The 17,070-nt window shown below is 65.3% G+C and carries 18 protein-coding genes; 10 read left to right on the forward strand and 8 right to left on the reverse strand.

Annotated elements, in window-relative coordinates:
• Positions 1-3: 3 nt before the first annotated feature.
• From hpaH to hpaR, 7 genes are all read right to left on the reverse strand, one after another.
• Positions 4-831 (reverse strand): 2-oxo-hept-4-ene-1,7-dioate hydratase, encoded by an 828-nt coding sequence (gene hpaH / locus ASE11_RS04585; protein WP_056266960.1) that lies wholly within the window; start codon positions 829-831, stop codon positions 4-6.
• A 4-nt stretch (positions 832-835) separates the two neighbouring features.
• Complete coding sequence (locus tag ASE11_RS04590) at positions 836-1,282, reverse strand: 5-carboxymethyl-2-hydroxymuconate isomerase (RefSeq protein ID WP_056266963.1); 447 nt, start codon at positions 1,280-1,282, stop codon at positions 836-838.
• A gap of 5 nt (positions 1,283-1,287) precedes the next feature.
• Positions 1,288-2,211, reverse strand: coding sequence for a 3,4-dihydroxyphenylacetate 2,3-dioxygenase (gene hpaD, locus ASE11_RS04595; RefSeq protein WP_056266966.1), 924 nt, complete (start codon positions 2,209-2,211; stop codon positions 1,288-1,290).
• A 295-nt stretch (positions 2,212-2,506) separates the two neighbouring features.
• Positions 2,507-3,979 carry a 5-carboxymethyl-2-hydroxymuconate semialdehyde dehydrogenase gene (gene hpaE / locus ASE11_RS04600; RefSeq protein WP_056266969.1) on the reverse strand — a complete coding sequence of 491 codons (1,473 nt, stop codon included), beginning with the start codon at positions 3,977-3,979 and terminating at the stop codon, positions 2,507-2,509.
• Entirely contained in the window at positions 3,976-4,758 is a 783-nt protein-coding gene (locus tag ASE11_RS04605) for a fumarylacetoacetate hydrolase family protein (RefSeq protein WP_056266972.1), read from the reverse strand. Before ASE11_RS04605 ends, hpaE begins: the two co-directional genes overlap by 4 nt.
• Complete coding sequence (locus ASE11_RS04610) at positions 4,755-5,405, reverse strand: fumarylacetoacetate hydrolase family protein (RefSeq protein ID WP_056266975.1); 651 nt, start codon at positions 5,403-5,405, stop codon at positions 4,755-4,757. Before ASE11_RS04610 ends, ASE11_RS04605 begins: the two co-directional genes overlap by 4 nt.
• Positions 5,402-5,884 (reverse strand): homoprotocatechuate degradation operon regulator HpaR, encoded by a 483-nt coding sequence (gene hpaR / locus ASE11_RS04615; RefSeq protein WP_056266979.1) that lies wholly within the window; start codon positions 5,882-5,884, stop codon positions 5,402-5,404. Before hpaR ends, ASE11_RS04610 begins: the two co-directional genes overlap by 4 nt.
• Positions 5,885-5,962: 78 nt before the next feature.
• Between hpaR and ASE11_RS04620 the strand changes: the two genes are divergently transcribed.
• Positions 5,963-7,015 (forward strand): NAD(P)H-dependent flavin oxidoreductase, encoded by a 1,053-nt coding sequence (locus tag ASE11_RS04620; protein ID WP_056266980.1) that lies wholly within the window; start codon positions 5,963-5,965, stop codon positions 7,013-7,015.
• Here the strand turns inward: ASE11_RS04620 and ASE11_RS04625 are convergent.
• Complete coding sequence (locus ASE11_RS04625; protein ID WP_156406235.1) at positions 6,999-8,099, reverse strand: hypothetical protein; 1,101 nt, start codon at positions 8,097-8,099, stop codon at positions 6,999-7,001. The two genes, ASE11_RS04620 and ASE11_RS04625, sit on opposite strands and share 17 nt — an antisense overlap.
• Before the next feature lie 28 nt (positions 8,100-8,127).
• Here ASE11_RS04625 and radA point away from each other — a divergent pair, with 28 nt between their 5' ends.
• From radA to ASE11_RS04670, 9 genes are all read left to right on the forward strand, one after another.
• Positions 8,128-9,504: a DNA repair protein RadA gene (gene radA, locus ASE11_RS04630; protein WP_056266985.1), complete on the forward strand. Its 1,377-nt coding sequence runs from the start codon at positions 8,128-8,130 to the stop codon at positions 9,502-9,504.
• 62 nt (positions 9,505-9,566) lie between these two features.
• Complete coding sequence (locus ASE11_RS04635) at positions 9,567-10,001, forward strand: hypothetical protein (protein ID WP_056266989.1); 435 nt, start codon at positions 9,567-9,569, stop codon at positions 9,999-10,001.
• Between the two features lie 65 nt (positions 10,002-10,066).
• Positions 10,067-11,017: a branched-chain amino acid transaminase gene (locus ASE11_RS04640; protein ID WP_056266993.1), complete on the forward strand. Its 951-nt coding sequence runs from the start codon at positions 10,067-10,069 to the stop codon at positions 11,015-11,017.
• A 5-nt stretch (positions 11,018-11,022) separates the two neighbouring features.
• Positions 11,023-11,229, forward strand: coding sequence for a zinc-finger domain-containing protein (locus tag ASE11_RS04645; protein WP_056266997.1), 207 nt, complete (start codon positions 11,023-11,025; stop codon positions 11,227-11,229).
• Between the two features lie 102 nt (positions 11,230-11,331).
• Complete coding sequence (gene rfbB, locus ASE11_RS04650) at positions 11,332-12,402, forward strand: dTDP-glucose 4,6-dehydratase (protein WP_056267000.1); 1,071 nt, start codon at positions 11,332-11,334, stop codon at positions 12,400-12,402.
• Positions 12,399-13,298 (forward strand): dTDP-4-dehydrorhamnose reductase, encoded by a 900-nt coding sequence (gene rfbD, locus ASE11_RS04655; RefSeq protein ID WP_056267003.1) that lies wholly within the window; start codon positions 12,399-12,401, stop codon positions 13,296-13,298. Before rfbB ends, rfbD begins: the two co-directional genes overlap by 4 nt.
• 10 nt (positions 13,299-13,308) lie before the next feature.
• Positions 13,309-14,196 (forward strand): glucose-1-phosphate thymidylyltransferase RfbA, encoded by an 888-nt coding sequence (gene rfbA, locus ASE11_RS04660; RefSeq protein ID WP_056267006.1) that lies wholly within the window; start codon positions 13,309-13,311, stop codon positions 14,194-14,196.
• Entirely contained in the window at positions 14,193-14,792 is a 600-nt protein-coding gene (gene rfbC, locus ASE11_RS04665; protein ID WP_056267008.1) for a dTDP-4-dehydrorhamnose 3,5-epimerase, read from the forward strand. Before rfbA ends, rfbC begins: the two co-directional genes overlap by 4 nt.
• On the forward strand, positions 14,789-16,945 hold the full coding sequence (locus tag ASE11_RS04670; RefSeq protein WP_056267014.1) for a bi-domain-containing oxidoreductase: 2,157 nt from the start codon (positions 14,789-14,791) through the stop codon (positions 16,943-16,945). Before rfbC ends, ASE11_RS04670 begins: the two co-directional genes overlap by 4 nt.
• The last annotated feature ends 125 nt before the right edge of the window (positions 16,946-17,070 follow it).

A 17,070-nucleotide genomic window follows, 5' to 3' on the forward strand; every position in this document is an offset into this window, starting at 1 on the left:
AGTTCAGACGAATTTGAAAGTCAGGCAACCCAGCGCGCCGTAGTCGGCTTCGAACAGGTCACCCACCTTCGCGGCCACCGGCCGCGTGAACGAACCGGCCAGCACGATCTGGCCAGCCCGCAGCGATTCGCCCCAGGGCGCGAGCTTGTGCGCCAGCCAGGCAATGCCGACGGCAGGGTGGCCCTGCACGCCGGCGGCCAGACCCGTTTCTTCCACCACGCCGTTCTGTTTCAGCACGGCACCGCACCAGGGCAGGTCGGTGGTGAGGGGGTCGGCGCGGTAGCGCTCGTCGCCCGTGCCCAGCACGATGCCGGCATTCGCCGCGTTGTCGCTGATGGTGTCGAACACCTTGCGCATCGCTTTGCTGTGGCGGTCGAGCTGCTCGATGCGCGCGTCGATGATCTCGATGGCGGGGGTCACGTATTCGGTGGCGTTGATCACATCGGCCACCGTCACGCCGGTGCCCTTGAGCGGGGCCTTGAGCACGAAGGCGAGTTCCACCTCCACACGCGGTGCGATGAAGCGGCTGGCGGGAATCTCCAGAACCTGCCCGGCCTGCGCGGTGAACAACATGCTCTGCAGCAAGGTGCCGAAATCGGGCTCATCGATCTGGCTGGCCATCTGCATGGCGCGGCTGGTCAGGCCGATCTTGTGGCCGATGACCTTGTTGCCGGCGGCGATCTGCAACGCGACCCAGGCGCGGCCGATGCGGTAGCCGTCCTCCACGGTCATGCCCGGGAATCGTTTGGAAAAGTGCTCCAGCGGCACGCGGGTTTTCTCGGACTGGTCGAGCTCGGTGGCGAGTTGCTGGATGAGGGTGTCGTCGAGCATGGGGTCAAGTCCGGTTGAACAGCGGGTGGATGGAGCTGTTCTTGGCGTCGAACACCTCGTGGCCTTCGTCCACCTGCACGGTGATGCCGATCGGGCGCGCGGCGAGTTGCGCGGCAAAGTTCGTCTTGACGCAGGCCTGCAGCGCGTCGCCCACGCGCTGGTGCGTCACTGCGCTGCGGCCCTTGGCCATGCGCACGTTCATGTAGACGAAGGCGTAGTCGCTGCCCAGGCCTGCAGCCTCGCCGGCGGCGCCACCGTCGGCCACGGCGCTGTGCGCGGCCGGATAGGCGAGCACGCGCGTCCCACCGGTTGGGAAGACCTGTTTGTCGGCCTCATCTCGCACGGCCAGCATGGCGTCGCAGAGGACGCGGCACAGCCGGCTCATGTCGATGCCGCCTTGCGCTTCGGGCTTGTCGAGGTTGGGGGTGTAGAGGATGACCAGGTGGGGCATGTTGTTCAGAGTCGGGAGACGGCTTGGTAGCCTTTGGCGGCCGAGGCCTGTGCGGCGGGAATGGTGGCGCCGGTCTGTGGCGTGACGGGGAAGATGGCGTTGATCTGGCCGGTGCCGGAGGCGCCGAAGTACGGCGTGATGACTTCGGCTTTGCCGGTGTAGTCGCTCCAGCCGAGCGCGCCCAGCATCATCGCGGTATCGTGCATGAAGCCCTCACCGTGGCCCTTGGCGGCGTACTCGGGCAACATCTCGCAGAAGGCTTTCCATTCACCCTGCTCCCACATCTGCACGACGCGTCGGTCCAGCGTTTCCAGAAAGGGGCTCCAGATCTTGAAGGCGTAATCGGGTGCGAGACCGTTCTGCGCGAAGCGGTGGCTCAAACTGCCGCTGGCCAGAAAGGCGACGGTGCCGTCGTAATGGTCTTCCACCGCGCGGCGCATGGCCCAGCCCAGGCGCACGCTGTCGTTGAGGTAGTGGGCCTGGCACAGCGCGGAAACCGAGATGGCCTTGAAGTGCTGGTCCGCGTTCATGTAAAGCATGGGTACGAGGGTGCCGTACTCGGGGCCGAGGGTGGTGGCGTCGTGCGCCAGGGTTTCCACGCCATGTTCGTTGCACACCCGGGCCAGGATCTGACCGAGTGCGGGATTGCCCGGGATCTCGAACGGCAGGTTGCTGATGAAGTGCGGCAGTTCGTTGCTGGTGTAGCGGCCTTCAAAGTGCGGTGCGCAGTTGAGGTGGTAGCTGGCGTTGACGAGCCAGTGGGTGTCGAAGACGACGATGGTGTCCACACCGAGTTCGCGGCAGCGGCGGCTGATCTCTTTGTGGCCGTCGATGGCGTCCTGTCGTGTTCCCTTGCGCGGTCCGTCGAGTTCGCTGAGGTACATCGAGGGGACGTGGGTGACCTTGGCCACGAGTGCTAGTTTTCCCATGTCTTTTCCCTCTGCTGTGTGTTGGTTGCTCCGTGGCATGAGGCCTTGGGGTGTCCACCTCCGCGAATGTCCCCCGGGGCCTGCGGCCCCTCCTCCTTGATTTCGCTGCGGTGGACACCCCAAGGCCTCATGCCACTGCGGACCGCGCATGCGAACGGACCGGCGCCAACGTGCCACTTCAGATCGAGAAGGCCGGGCGTTCTGCGCAGCGAAATCAAGGCCCGGACCGGGGGACATTCGCGGAGCAGAGCGCCCGGCCTTCTCGATCCCGCCAACCCGCTGGAGCGAAAGCATTTCAAACCCCCCAATGCGGAATGTGATGCGACCCCAGAGACACGGCCACGTTCTTCGGCTCCAGAAACACCTCATAGCTCCAGGTCCCGCCTTCGCGCCCCGTGCCACTGGCCTTGGTGCCGCCAAACGGCTGGCGCAGATCCCGCACGTTCTGTGAGTTGACGAAACACATGCCCGCCTCCACAGCGGCCGCCACCCGGTGCGCACGGCCGAGATTCTCCGTCCACACATAACTGGAGAGGCCGTATTGAATGTCGTTGGCCAGCTCGATCGCGTGCGCCTCGTCACGGAACGGAATGAGACAGGCGACAGGGCCGAAGATTTCTTCTTGTGCGATCCGCATGCGGTTGTCCACATCGGCAAACACGGTCGGCCACACGTAATTGCCCTTGGCCACGCGTGATGACAACTCCGCCGCATACGACGGACGATCCAGCCCGCCGCACAAGAGCGTGGCGCCCTCCTTCGGGCCCAGCTCGATGTAGCTGCGCACCTTCGCCAGATGCGCCCGGCTGATCATCGGACCCACGATGGTTTTTTCATCCAGCGGATCGCCCACGGTGATGCGCTTGGCGCGCTCGGCGAACTTCTGCGCGAAATCTGCGTAGATGCTCTGCTGCACCAGGATGCGGCTGCCCGCCGTGCAGCGCTCGCCGTTGTTGCTGAAGATCATGAACACCCCGGCGTCCAGCGCGCGGTCCAGGTCCGCGTCGTCGAAGATCACGAACGGGCTCTTGCCACCCAGCTCCATGCTGAACTTCTTCAGTCCAGCGCTCTGCACGATGCGGTTGCCGGTGGCGGTGGACCCGGTGAAGGAAATCGCGCGCACGTCAGGGTGCGCGCACAGCGGCTCGCCCGCTTCTTTGCCCATGCCGTGCACCACGTTCAACACACCCGCAGGAATGCCCGCTTCCAGCGCCAGCTCGCCCAGACGCGCGGCCGTGAGCGGACTCAGCTCGCTCATCTTCAGCACCGCGGTGTTGCCAAAGGCCAGGCACGGCGCGACCTTCCATGTGGACGTCATGAAGGGCACGTTCCACGGGCTGATGAGGGCGCACACGCCCACCGGATGGAACAGTGTGTAGTTCAGGTGCGTGGGCGTGGGGTAGGTGTGGCCGTCCACGCGCGTGCACATTTCGGCGAAGTAGTGGAAGTTGTCGGCCGCGCGCGGAATAAGCTGTTTGCCGGTCTGCGCGATCACCTGGCCGCTGTCGTTGGTCTCGGTCTGTGCGATCTCGGGCACGTGGGCCGCGATCAGCTCGCCGAGCTTGCGCATGAGCCGGGCGCGCTCGGTGGCGGGCAGGCCGGCCCACTTCGGGAACGCGTCTTTGGCGGCCTGCACCGCTGCGTTGATCTCGTCGGCGCCTCCGGCGCTCACCTCGGCCAGCACGGCCTGTGTGGCGGGGTTGATCGTCTCGAAAGTGGTGGCGCTGGCCACGGACTGGCCGTTGATGAGGTGCTGGATCGTCGTCATGCGGATTCGGAGGGTGAAGTGATGGTGCTGACCAGGTCGCCGATGCCTTCGATGGACGTGACGATCACGTCGCCGGGCTGGCAGTCGACCACGCCGTCGGGCGTGCCGGTGAGGATGAGGTCCCCTGGTTGCAGGGTCATGAAGGCGCTGAAGTATTCGATCAGCGTGGGCACGTCGAAGATCATGTCGCGCGTGCTGCCTTGCTGCGTGACTTTTCCATTGACGGTGGTCTGCAGCGCCAATGCCATCGGATCGCGCACATCGGTGGCGTCCACCAGCCAGGGGCCGATGGGCGTGCAGGTGTCGCGGTTCTTCACGCGCAGGTTGGGGCGGTACCAGTTTTCCAGGTAGTCGCGGATCGCGTAGTCGTTGGCCACGGTGTAGCCGGCCACGAAGTCCAGCGCATCGGCCTTTTTCACGCGTTGGGCGGTGCGCCCGATCACCACCGCGAGTTCACATTCGTAGTGCATGTGCTGCACGCCCGCCGGGCGCACGGTGAAGCCGTTGTGACCGGTGAGGCTGGCCTCACCCTTGAGGAACGCCAGCGGTTCCTCCGGAGCCTTGAAGGCGAGCTCTTTGGCGTGGTCGGCGTAGTTCAGGCCGAGGGCGAGGATGGTGCGCGGGCGCGTGGGCGGGTTGGGCGCGAGCGGGGGCAGCCACACCACCTCGCCGAAGGCCATGCGGCGACCCTTGAGCGCGGGGGTCAGCAGTTCGAGCTGGCCGCCAGCCTCTACGGCGTTGTGGACCGCGCCGGCCCAGGCGATGCGGGCGTGTTTCATGCCTTCACCTCCGCCTGGAAACTGTGCACGACAGGCTTGAAGCCGGTGGCGCTGATCTCCACCGTGTCGCCTGCGTGCACCAGCGGACGTGTGCCGTCCGGCAGGCAGTCGCTGCCCAGCATCAGAACGTCACCCGTGCGCAGCGACATGAATTCACCCACGTCGGCCAGCAGCGTGGTGGCGTCGCGCACCAGCTCGGCCAGCGCCGTGGTCTGGCGGTGCACGCCGTTGATGCGCAACTCCAGATGCAGGTCCGACAGGCCCACCAGCCCACCTAGGCGCTGCAGCGGCACACACTCGGGGCCGACCCCGAGAAAGCCGTCCACACACTGGAACTTCACCGGCGGGCGGTAGTAACTGTCGTGCGCGATCGCCACGTCGTTGAACAGAACGGCGCCGGCCACCCCCGTGTCGCCCATCACCAGCCCCAGCGTGGCGGCCACCACCACCGGCTTGCCGGCGGGCAGGGCGATGCCGTGACCCGCGGCGGTGAAGGTGTTGGCGGTCTTGATGTAGAGCACCGGCGCGCTCGGGGGCGCCTTGTACGGGGCTTCGTTCATGCGCGGCGCCCACAGCGCGTGCTCGCGCTGGAAGTTGAGCAACGTGCCGTAAACCGTGCCCTCGGGCATCCAGTGGGTGTTCATCATTCGATGTCTTCCTCCAGGGCTTCGACCTCGCCCGGCTGCTCCAGGGCAATCACCTCGTCGAGCAGGGCGTAGAGCTGGGCCAGCCGCGCCTTGCCCAGGCGCTCTTCCATCCACGCGTAGTGCGACTCGATGGTGCTGGAGAGGCGCTTGACCAGCTTCAGCCCCGCGGGCGTGGCGCGCACCACCGTGCGGCGGGCGTCCTGCGGGCAGCGGCCGCGCGCGATCAGGCCGTCGCGCTCCATGCGCGTGAGCACACCGGTGAGGCTGGGACCGAGCAAAAAGGCCTCGCGCGCCACGCGGCCGGTTTCCACACCACCGGGCAGGCGGGCGTGTTCGCCGAGCACGCGCAGCACGCGCCACTGCTGGTCGCTCAGGCCGTGCTCGCGCAGGCTGGGCCGGGTGTGCAGCATCACGGCCTCGCGGGCTTCGAGCAGCAGGCGCGGCAGGTTGCGGTGGATGAAGGGGGTGGGTTCGCTCATTTAGTTAACATGTTAAATGATTGCGCTGTTACACGTTTGAGGGTTTACCCGGCGGAGGGCCGCGCGGAGAATGCGCGCATGAACGCACTCACCTCATTGCTCGGAACCGACGTCCCCTTGATCCAGGCGCCCATGGCCGGCGTGCAGGGGGCCGCACTCGCCGTTGCGGTGAGCAATGCCGGCGCACTGGGCTCGCTGCCCTGCGCCATGCTCACGCCCGAGGCGCTGGAGCGCGAACTGAGCACGCTCACGGCCGGCACCACGCGCCCCTACAACGTCAACTTCTTCTGCCACACCCCGCCAGTGCCCGACGAAGCACGCGAAGCGGCATGGCGCGCCTGGCTGGCGACCTACTACCGCGAGGCAGGGCTGGACATCGACGCCGTGCCGGCCGGCCCGGGTCGCGTGCCCTTCAACCGCGCGGCGGCCGACCTGCTGGAGCGCTTCAAGCCCAAGGTGGTGAGCTTCCATTTCGGCCTGCCCGACCTGGACCTGCTGGACCGCGTGAAAAGCTGGGGCAGCGTGGTGCTGTCGTCCGCCACCACGGTGGAAGAGGCGCGCTGGCTGGAAGCGTTTGGTGTCGACGCGATCATTGCCCAGGGCGCCGAGGCGGGCGGGCACCGCGGGATGTTCCTCACCGACGACCTCACCACGCAGGTGGGCACCTTTGCGCTGCTGCCGCAGATCGTGGCGGCCGTGAACCTGCCGGTGATTGCCGCCGGTGGCATTGCCGACGCCGCTGGCGTGGCCGCGGCCATGGCGCTGGGCGCCTCGGGCGTGCAGGTGGGCACGGCCTATCTGTGCAGCACTGAAGCCACCACCAGTGCGCTGCACCGCGCCGCACTCCAGAGCGAGGCCTCGCACCACACGGCCTTGACGCACCTCTTCACCGGCCGCCCCGCGCGCGGCATCGTCAACCGCGTGATGCGGGAACTGGGCCCGATGAACCCGGTGGCGCCCGCCTTCCCGCTGGCCGGCGCGGCCATGGCGCCGCTGCGCGCGCACTGGGAGGCCAAGGGCAGCGGCGACTTCTCACCCCTGTGGTCGGGGCAGAACACCAGCGGCTGCCGCGAACTGCCGGCGGCGGAGATCACGCGCGCTCTGATCGAGGGCTTCAGCGCTCGCGCATGACGGCATCGCGCTGCGCGTTGAGCCAGCGCTTGAGCCGCACGCCATTCGTCACCTGTTCCAGGTCGTGTTCGACATCGGCGAGTTCAGCCTCCAGGGCACGCGCCTGATCGATTCGGTTCTGCAGCAACGTGTTGGCGTTGGGTGACAAGCCCTCGGGCAGATCGAACTCGTCGGCCAGCGCGCTCTGCCGCCCCGCTCGCTCGCGCTCCAGCTCCGCCACCTGCGCTTTCAGCAGCAGCGTGAGCGAAGCCAGGCGCTCGTCGGAGAGCTTGTGCACCGCTGCCGGATCGGCCAGTTCGGCTCGGCTCTGTATGTGCAGCAGCGTGACAAGGTCGCGCTTTTCATAGGCTGCATTGGCCTCGCTCATCAGCGCCGTCTTGCGCAGGCGGGCCTGCGGGTCAGTTTCGCGGTCGGGGTGCAGAGCGCTGGCCAGCTGGCGGAACAGGCGGCGCAGCAGTGTGTCGGCGTCATGCTGCTCGGTCTGGCGCAGCGCGGCGCCGGGTTTCTTGCGTTCGCGTTTGGCCTGCGCGGCCTCGCGCTTCTTGTCCTGCTGCTCTTCCTGCGCGCGCCGCAGGCGCGACATGCCGGCGCGAAGCAACTGCTCGGCACTGAGGTCCTGGCCTTCGTCGTCCAGCGTTTCGCCCAACACCGACTCCAGCCGCGCGCGCAGGGCGTCGGCGGCGTCCTGCCGGATCTGGGCGAGCGTGCGCGGGCTGTGGCGGTCGTGCAGTTCGCGCATGCCCTCGCTGCCCGGCCCACCGGCTTCGGCCAACGTGCGCGCGAGCTGGCAGAGCAGCACTCGCGCCACGTCGGCCTGGCCCCGGCTGAGCTCCTTGCCCTGCAGAAAACCGTCCAGAGCCAACGCGAGTTCGCGCTGGCTCTGCGCCAACTGGCGGCGCAGCGGGTCGATGGCGCCATGCAGCTCCTGGCGGTGCAACTGGCCCAGGGCATCGAGCTCGGCGAGCTGGCTCTTGAGTTTGTCAATGCGGGTGAGCTGCAGGTTGTAGGCGCGGGCCGCCGCGGACAGGGGCTGCGCGCTGGGCGGCAGGACGAGCAAGGAGGCAGCAGGGCGGCGTGAGGGCATGAGGGTGTCGACTATATTGCCCAGCACCATGGCCAAAGACAAAACCCAATTCACCTGCAACGAGTGCGGCGGCTCCAGCCCCAAGTGGCTGGGCAAGTGCCCGCACTGCAACGCCTGGAACACGCTGGTGGAATCGGTGGCCGAATCCCCCGCGCCGTCGAAGAACCGCTTTGCCTCGCTGGCCAAGACCGCCGAGGTCACCACACTGGCCGACATCGACGCCACCGACGTGCAGCGCACGCCCACCGGCCACGACGAGCTCGACCGCGTGCTGGGTGGCGGCATCGTGGAGGGCGGCGTGGTGCTGATCGGCGGCGACCCGGGCATCGGCAAGTCGACCCTGTTGCTGCAGGCACTGGACTCGCTGCAGCGCGCGGGCGTGAAGACGCTCTACGTGACCGGTGAAGAGAGCGGGGCGCAAGTGGCGCTGCGCTCGCGCCGGCTCGGGCTGGACGGCTCGCAGGTCAGCGTGCTGGCCGAGATTCAGCTGGAGAAGATCCTGGCCACGCTGGACCATGTGAGGCCCGGCATTGCGGTGATCGACTCGATCCAGACGGTGTATTCGGAGCAGCTCACCTCGGCGCCGGGCTCGGTGGCGCAGGTGCGCGAGTGCGCGGCCCACCTCACGCGCGCGGCCAAGGCCAGTGGCACGGCGATCGTGCTGGTGGGCCACGTGACCAAGGAAGGCGCGCTGGCCGGGCCGCGCGTGCTGGAGCACATGGTGGACACGGTGCTCTATTTCGAGGGCGACACGCACAGCAGTTTCCGCCTGATCCGCGCGATCAAGAACCGCTTTGGCGCGGTCAACGAGATCGGTGTGTTCGCCATGACCGAAAAAGGCCTGAAGGGCGTGAGCAACCCGAGTGCCATCTTCCTGTCGCAACACAGCGAGCCCGTGCCGGGCAGCTGCGTGATGGTGACGCTGGAAGGCACCCGGCCCATGCTGGTGGAGATCCAGGCGCTGGTGGACAGCGGCGGACCATCGCCCCGGCGCCTCTCCGTGGGCCTGGACCGCGACCGCCTGGCCATGCTGCTGGCGGTGCTGCACCGCCATGCGGGTGTGGCGTGCATGGACCAGGACGTGTTCGTCAACGCGGTGGGTGGCGTGCGCATCAGCGAACCGGCGGCCGACCTCGCGGTGATGCTGGCCATCACCTCCAGCCTGCGCGGCCGGCCGCTGCCCAAGGGCTTCATCGCCTTTGGTGAAGTGGGCCTGGCCGGTGAGGTGCGACCGGCGCCCCGCGGCCAGGAACGGCTGAAGGAGGCCGCCAAGCTGGGCTTCAGCGTGGCGGTGGTGCCCAAGGCCAACCTGCCCAAGAAGAACGACAAGTCCTTCGAAGGTCTGACCGTGCACGGCGTGGACCGCATCGAAGAGGCCATGGAGCTGGCCCGCAGCCTGGCCTGACAACGCGCGACCTGCGTACAAACCGCAGCGGCGCGCCCGCCGCGCCGAAGGACAATCGCCCCATGCAATTCAAGAAATATCTCGTTCCCCTGGGCTGTGCGGCCCTGTTGGTGGTCGCGCACCGCGCCTCCGGCTGGCCCGGCGTCGCCGCTGTCGGTGGCGGCTTGCTGATGTGGCTGCTGCTGCACGTCACCCGGTTGATGACGGTGCTCAAACGCGCCGCCCACCGCCCAATCGGCCATGTGGACAGCGCGGTGATGCTCAACGCCAAACTCAAACCCGGCGTCACGCTGATGCACGTGATTGCGATGACGCGCGCGCTGGGCGAGCGCATCTCGGATGAAGGCGCCGAGCCCGAGGTGTACCGCTGGACCGACAACGGCCTGTCCACGGTGCAAGCCGAGTTCAACCACGGCAAGCTGGTGCGCTGGCAACTGACCCGCCCCGACCCCGAGGCGACACCCCCGGTACCGGACCCGACCAGCCCGGCGCCGTAAAATCGCCGGTTTGGCGGCCATTCCTGTCGGTTGGGCGCCCCTCACGAACAATCCAAAGGACCCCCATGAGCCCCATCGTTCCCTCGATGTCCGACCGCGACGGCAAGATCTGGATGGACGGCCAGATGGTGGACTGGCGCGACGCCAAGATCCACGTGCTGACCCACACGCTGCACTACGGCTGTGGTGCTTTCGAGGGCGTGCGGGCCTACAACGCGGTCGGCGGCACGGCGATCTTTCGCCTGGAAGAGCACACCGAGCGCCTGTTCAACAGCGCCAAGATCCTGCGCATGAAGCTGCCCTTCACCATGGAAGAGGCCATGGACGCGCAAAAAGCCGTGGTGCGCGAGAACAAGCTCGAGAGCTGCTACATCCGCCCGCTGACCTGGATCGGCGACAAGAAGCTGGGCGTTTCACCGAAGGGCAACACCATCCACCTGATGGTGGCGGCCTGGGCCTGGGGTGCCTACCTGGGTGAAGAGGGCCTCAAGCGCGGCATCCGCGTGAAAACCAGCAGCTACACCCGCCACCACGTCAACATCACCATGACGCAGGCCAAGGCAGTGAGCAACTACACCAACAGCATCCTGGCCAACATGGAAGTCACCGACGAGGGCTACGACGAAGCCCTGTTGCTCGACGCCTCGGGCTTCGTGAGCGAAGGCGCCGGCGAGAACATCTTCGTCGTCAAGAACGGCGTGATCTACACGCCCGACCTCTCGGCCGGTGCGCTCAACGGCATCACGCGCAACACCGTGTTCCACATTGCCAAGGACCTGGGCCTGGAGATCATCCAGAAGCGCATCACCCGCGACGAGGTCTACATCGCCGACGAGGCTTTCTTCACCGGCACCGCCGCCGAAGTGACCCCCATCCGCGAACTCGACCGCATCGAGCTGGGCAAGGGCGACTACGTGGGCAGCCGTGGCCCGATCACCGAAAAGATCCAGAGCGCCTTCTTCGACATCGTCAACGGCCGCAATCCCAAGTACGCCCACTGGTTGACCAAAGTCTGACCCCCATGAGTACCTCCGCCATCGAACTCAAAGCCAGCGACCTCAACGCCCAAGGCGGCGTGTTCTGCCCGAACAAGCTGGCCGACATGAAGCTCTGGAACAGCCACCCCAAGGTGTATCTGGACGTGGGCCACACCGGCGAGGCCAAATGTCCGTATTGCGGCACGGTTTACCGCCTGAAGCCCGGCGAGACGGTTTCACACGGACACTGATCCGGGACGGGTATCTGCCGGAAACGGCGGTTTGGTGAAGATAATGCGTGGTTCATGGCGGCCCTCGGGTTGCCCCAAGATCGCCACCTTTAGGGAAGTTTCATGATTCTGGTCACTGGCGGCGCCGGCTTCATCGGCGGCAATTTCGTGCTCGACTGGCTGGCCCAGTCCGACGAGCCCGTCGTCAACCTCGACAAGCTCACCTACGCGGGCAACCTGGAGAACCTGGCCAGCCTGCAGGGCGACACGCGCCATGTGTTCGTGCAAGGCGACATCGGGGATGGCGCCCTGGTGGCCCGGCTGCTGGCCGAGCATCGGCCCCGCGCGGTGATCAATTTCGCCGCCGAGAGCCATGTCGACCGCTCCATTCACGGCGCCGAAGACTTCATCCAGACCAACATCGTCGGTACCTTCCGCCTGCTCGAATCGGTCCGCGCGCACTGGTCGGCCCTGCCGGCTGAGGAGAAATCCGCGTTCCGCTTCCTGCACGTGAGCACCGACGAGGTCTACGGCAGCCTGGCGCCCGACGCGCCCGCCTTCACCGAAACGCACGGCTTCGAGCCCAACAGCCCCTACTCGGCCAGCAAGGCGGCCAGCGACCACCTGGTGCGCGCCTGGCACCACACCCACGGCCTGCCGGTGCTCACCACCAACTGCAGCAACAACTACGGCCCGTTCCATTTCCCCGAGAAGCTGATCCCGCTGATGATCGTCAACGCACTCGCGGGCAAGCCCCTGCCGGTGTATGGCGACGGCATGCAGGTGCGCGACTGGCTCTATGTGAAAGACCACTGCAGCGCGATTCGCCGCGTGCTGGAAGGCGGCCTGGTGGGTGAGACCTACAACGTGGGCGGCTGGAACGAAAAGCCCAACCTGGACATCGTGCGCACCGTCTGTGCACTGCTCGACGAACTGCGCCCGCGCACCGACGGCCAGCCCTACGCCAGCCAGATCAGCTACGTGAAAGACCGCCCCGGCCACGACCGCCGCTACGCCATCGACGCGCGCAAGATCGAACGCGAACTCGACTGGAAGCCCGCCGAGACCTTCGAGAGCGGCATCCGCAAGACCGTGCAGTGGTACCTGGACCACCCCGAATGGGTGGCCAACGTGCAGAGCGGTTCGTACCGTCAGTGGGTGCAGGCGCAGTACGAGGCGCCGGTGTCCGCATGAGGGTCTTGCTGCTGGGCAAGAACGGGCAAGTGGGCTGGGAACTGCAACGCAGCCTGGCGCCGCTGGGCGAGCTGGTGGCGCTGGACCGCCACAGCACGCTGCCTGACGGTGGCTGTGGTGACCTGAATAACCTGGACGGCTTGCGCGAAACCGTGCTGCGGCTGCGCCCAGACGTGATCGTGAACGCCGCGGCCCACACTGCTGTGGACAGGGCCGAGAGCGAGCCCGAACAAGCGCGCACCGCCAATGCGCTGGCGCCTGGCGCGCTGGCACAAGCCTCCTGTGAAGTGGGTGCCTTGCTGGTGCACTACTCCACCGACTACGTATTTGACGGCGACGGCACCACGCCATGGAGCGAGGACGCAGCCACCGGACCCTTGAGCGTGTACGGGCAGACCAAACTGGAAGGCGAGCAACTGATCGCGGCGGCCGGTGCGCGCCACCTGATCTTTCGCACCAGCTGGGTCTACGCCGCGCGCGGCGGCAACTTCGCCAAGACCATGCTGCGCCTGGCGCAGGAACGCGACCGCCTCACCGTGATCGACGACCAGTTCGGTGCGCCCACCGGGGCCGAGTTGATCGCCGACGTGACGGCCCACGCCATTCGCCAGACCCTGCGCGAGGAAGCGCGCGGCGGCACCTACCACCTTGCGGCAGCAGGTGAAACCACCTGGAACGGCTACGCCCGCTTCGTGCTTGAGGCAGCGCTTGTCCTCAAACCAGACCTCGCGATCAAGGCCCGGGAAGTGGCGCCCGTGCCCACCAGCGCCTTCCCCACCGCCGCCCGCCGGCCGTTGAATTCGCGCCTGGACACGGCCCGCCTGCGTGAAAACTTCGGCCTCACGCTGCCCGACTGGCAGCACGGCGTGCGGCGTATGCTCGCCGAAATTCTCTGAGACAAAACGCATGACACTACGCAAAGGCATCATCCTGGCCGGCGGCTCCGGCACCCGCCTGCACCCGGCCACGCTGGCCATCAGCAAACAGCTGCTGCCGGTGTACGACAAACCGATGATCTACTACCCGCTGACGACGCTGATGCTGGCCGGCATCCGCGACGTACTCATCATCAGCACGCCGCAGGACACGCCGCGCTTCCAGCAACTGCTGGGCGACGGCAGTGCCTGGGGCATGAACCTGCAGTACGCCGTGCAACCCAGCCCCGACGGCCTCGCGCAGGCCTTCATCATTGGCGCCGACTTTGTGGGCAACAACCCCAGCGCCCTGGTGCTCGGCGACAACATCTACTACGGCCACGACTTCACCACGCTGCTGGCCGACGCCGACACACAGGCCAGCGGCGCCACCGTGTTTGCGTACCACGTGAACGACCCCGAGCGCTACGGCGTGGTGGCCTTCGACGCACAAGGCAAGGCCCGCAGCATCGAAGAAAAGCCGGTCAAGCCGCAGAGCAACTACGCGGTGACCGGCCTGTACTTCTACGACCAGCAGGTGGTGGACATCGCCCGTGCGGTGAAGCCCAGCGCGCGCGGCGAACTCGAGATCACTGCCGTGAACCAGACCTACCTGGACCTCGGCCAGCTCAACGTGCAGATCATGCAGCGCGGGTATGCGTGGCTCGACACCGGCACCCACGACAGCCTGCTCGAAGCCAGCCAGTTCATCGCCACGCTGGAACATCGCCAGGGGCTGAAGATCGCCTGCCCCGAAGAAATTTCATGGCGGCACGGATGGATCGACAGCGCCCAAGTGGAAGCACTGGCACAGCCCATGCTCAAGAATGGGTATGGCCAGTACCTCGTGCGTCTGCTCAAGGACCCGGTGCTCCGATGAAAGTCACGCCCACCGCCATCCCCGACGTGCTCATCATCGAACCCAAAGTGTTCGGTGACGAGCGCGGGTTTTTCTTCGAAAGCTTCAACCAGAAGGCTTTCAATGAAGCCACGGGTCTTGATGTGAACTTCGTGCAGGACAACCACAGTCGCAGTGCCAAGGGGGTGTTGCGGGGGCTGCACTATCAGGTGCAGCAGCCACAAGGCAAGCTGGTGCGCGTGGTACGAGGCAGCGTGTTCGATGTCGCCGTGGATATTCGCAAGGGATCGTCAACCTTGGGCAAATGGGTGGGCGTGGAGCTTTCTGAAGAGAACCACAAACAGCTCTGGGTACCGGCCGGTTTTGCGCACGGGTTCCTGGTATTGAGCGAATCGGCTGACTTTCTCTACAAAACCACCGACTACTACGCGCCCGAGCACGAGCGGTGCATTGCATGGAACGATCCGGGCATCAACGTCGCGTGGCCGGACACAGGCGCGGCTCCAACGCTCTCTGCCAAAGACAGCCATGGACAGCATTTCTCACCTTCAGCGATGTTCAACGACTGCGTCGTCACCGCTTCGGCAGCGTGCCTACGAAATCGACCAAAACAATGAAACAAGTTCTTGTCAGTGGCGGTAGCGTCCGCCTGGAGACCGTGCCAGCACCATTGGTTGAAGCAGGCACCGTGCTTATCCGCATGGATCATTCGTGCATCTCGATCGGCACCGAAATGTCGGGCGTCAAGTCGTCTGGAGTGCCGCTATGGAAACGGGCAATGCGCCAGCCACAACATGTCAAGAAGGTTGTGGACATGCTTATGACCGACGGCTTGGCGCAAACGCGCAGGCTGGTTCAGGAGCGTCTGGCGGTGGAGTCGCCCACAGGCTATTCAGGCGCAGGCATCGTGCTGGAGGTTGGTGAGGGCGTGGACGAATTTGCCCCCGGCGACCGCGTCGCCTGTGCTGGCGCGCAGTGTGCGTTTCACGCCGAAGTGGTGCGTGTCCCCAAGAACCTGGTGGTGTCCGTGCCCGATGCCGTCGGATTCGATGCAGCGTCCTCGGTCGCACTCGGCGCCATTGCCATGCAGGGTGTGCGCCGCGCATCACCCACGCTGGGTGAAACCTTCGTCGTCATCGGACTGGGCATACTTGGCCAGCTCACCGTTCAGATGCTCCGAGCAAACGGATGCCGGGTCATTGGCGTCGATCTGGACAGATCCCGAATCGCGCTTGCCGAGAAGCACGGCATGAGTTGGGGCGTGCACCCAGACGATGCCGATGACGTGGCGCAGGTGGCACGGATCACCGGCGGGACCGGCGCAGACGGTGTCATCATCACTGCGGCCAGTCCGTCCGACGCCATCGTGTCGGCGGCATTTCGCATGTGCCGCAAGAAGGCCCGTGTGGTCCTGGTGGGCGATGTGGGCCTGGATCTTCAGCGCGCCGACTTCTACGCCAAAGAGCTGGACTTTCTGATTTCAAGCTCCTATGGGCCTGGCCGCTATGACGCCCAGTACGAGGAAGGTGGCCTTGACTATCCGCTGGCCTACGTGAGATGGACCGAAGGCCGCAACATGGCCGAGTACCTGAGGCTCATTGGAGACGGTACGCTTGAAGTGAAATCCATGATCGCTGCAGTGCACCCCATCGACAACGTGGATGAAGCTTATCGGTCACTGCAGTCTGGAACCGCGAAGCCTTTGATGGTGCTGCTCTCTTATCCGCGCAGCAACGAAGCCATGCCACGGCGAATGCCACTGACGCCGCAGCGCCCGACAAACACAAAATCCGGCGCCATACGCATCGCCCTCATCGGTGCCGGCGGCTTTGCCAAGGGTATGCATCTGCCCAACCTGCAGGAGCTCAAAGAAGAATTCATCTTGCGCGCGGTGGTGAGCCGAACGGGGCACAACGCTGCGACTACGGGCAAACGCTTTTTGGCAGAGTACTGCACAACCGATCATCAGGAGGTCTTGAAGGATCCTGATATCGATGCGGTGATCATTGCTACGCGCCACGATACACATGCGACTCTGGCCTTGGACGCGCTTCGGGCGGGCAAGCATGTTCTGCTCGAGAAGCCGATGGCGCTGGATGAGACAGAGCTGAGGGCCATTGAGGCGTTCTACCAAGAAGGCTCCGGGCCCAAGCCTGTGCTTCTGACAGGATTCAATCGGCGCTTTTCCCCCTACGCTCAGCGCATCGCTTCCCTGGTTCAGAAGCGCTCCAATCCAATGTTGATCAACTACAGGATGAACGCCGGGTACATACCCTTGGACCACTGGGTTCACGGACCCGAGGGCGGCGGACGCAACCGGGGCGAGGCTTGTCACATCTACGACCTATTCACGTTCCTGACCGGATCGCAAGTCAAGTCGGTCCACGCCACGGCCCTCACACCCACCACGGACTACTACTCGGCGACAGACAACTTTACAGCCACGATCGGCTTTGATGACGGGTCGGTGGCCAGTCTCAGTTACACGGCGCTGGGCAACACCGACTTCCCCAAGGAGTCCATGGAAGTTTTTGTGGACGGCATGGTCATTTCGCTCAACGATTACCGGGCTTTGACGGTGACGGGCGGTATCAGTAAGCCCTTCGAAACTCGAGCTTCGCAAAAAGGCCAGAAAGAGGAGTTGCAAGCCTTTGCAGCAGCAATTCATGGAAAGGCAGAATGGCCGATTCCTTTGTGGCAGCAAGTGCAGGCCACCCGAATCAGCTTTCAAATTAATGAGCTACTCCAATCGATGTCAAACAGACATTGAAGGTGAATTTGAGATAACACAATCAATGAATTCTATTCACCTCGAAAGTATCCACGATCATATTCTTCGATTCTTAGGGTGCAGCGAAATTCTCCGAAATCAAGACACTTACCTTCCAACGTCAA

The organism is Hydrogenophaga sp. Root209, from assembly GCF_001428625.1.
Taxonomy (GTDB): Bacteria; Pseudomonadota; Gammaproteobacteria; order Burkholderiales; family Burkholderiaceae_C; genus Hydrogenophaga.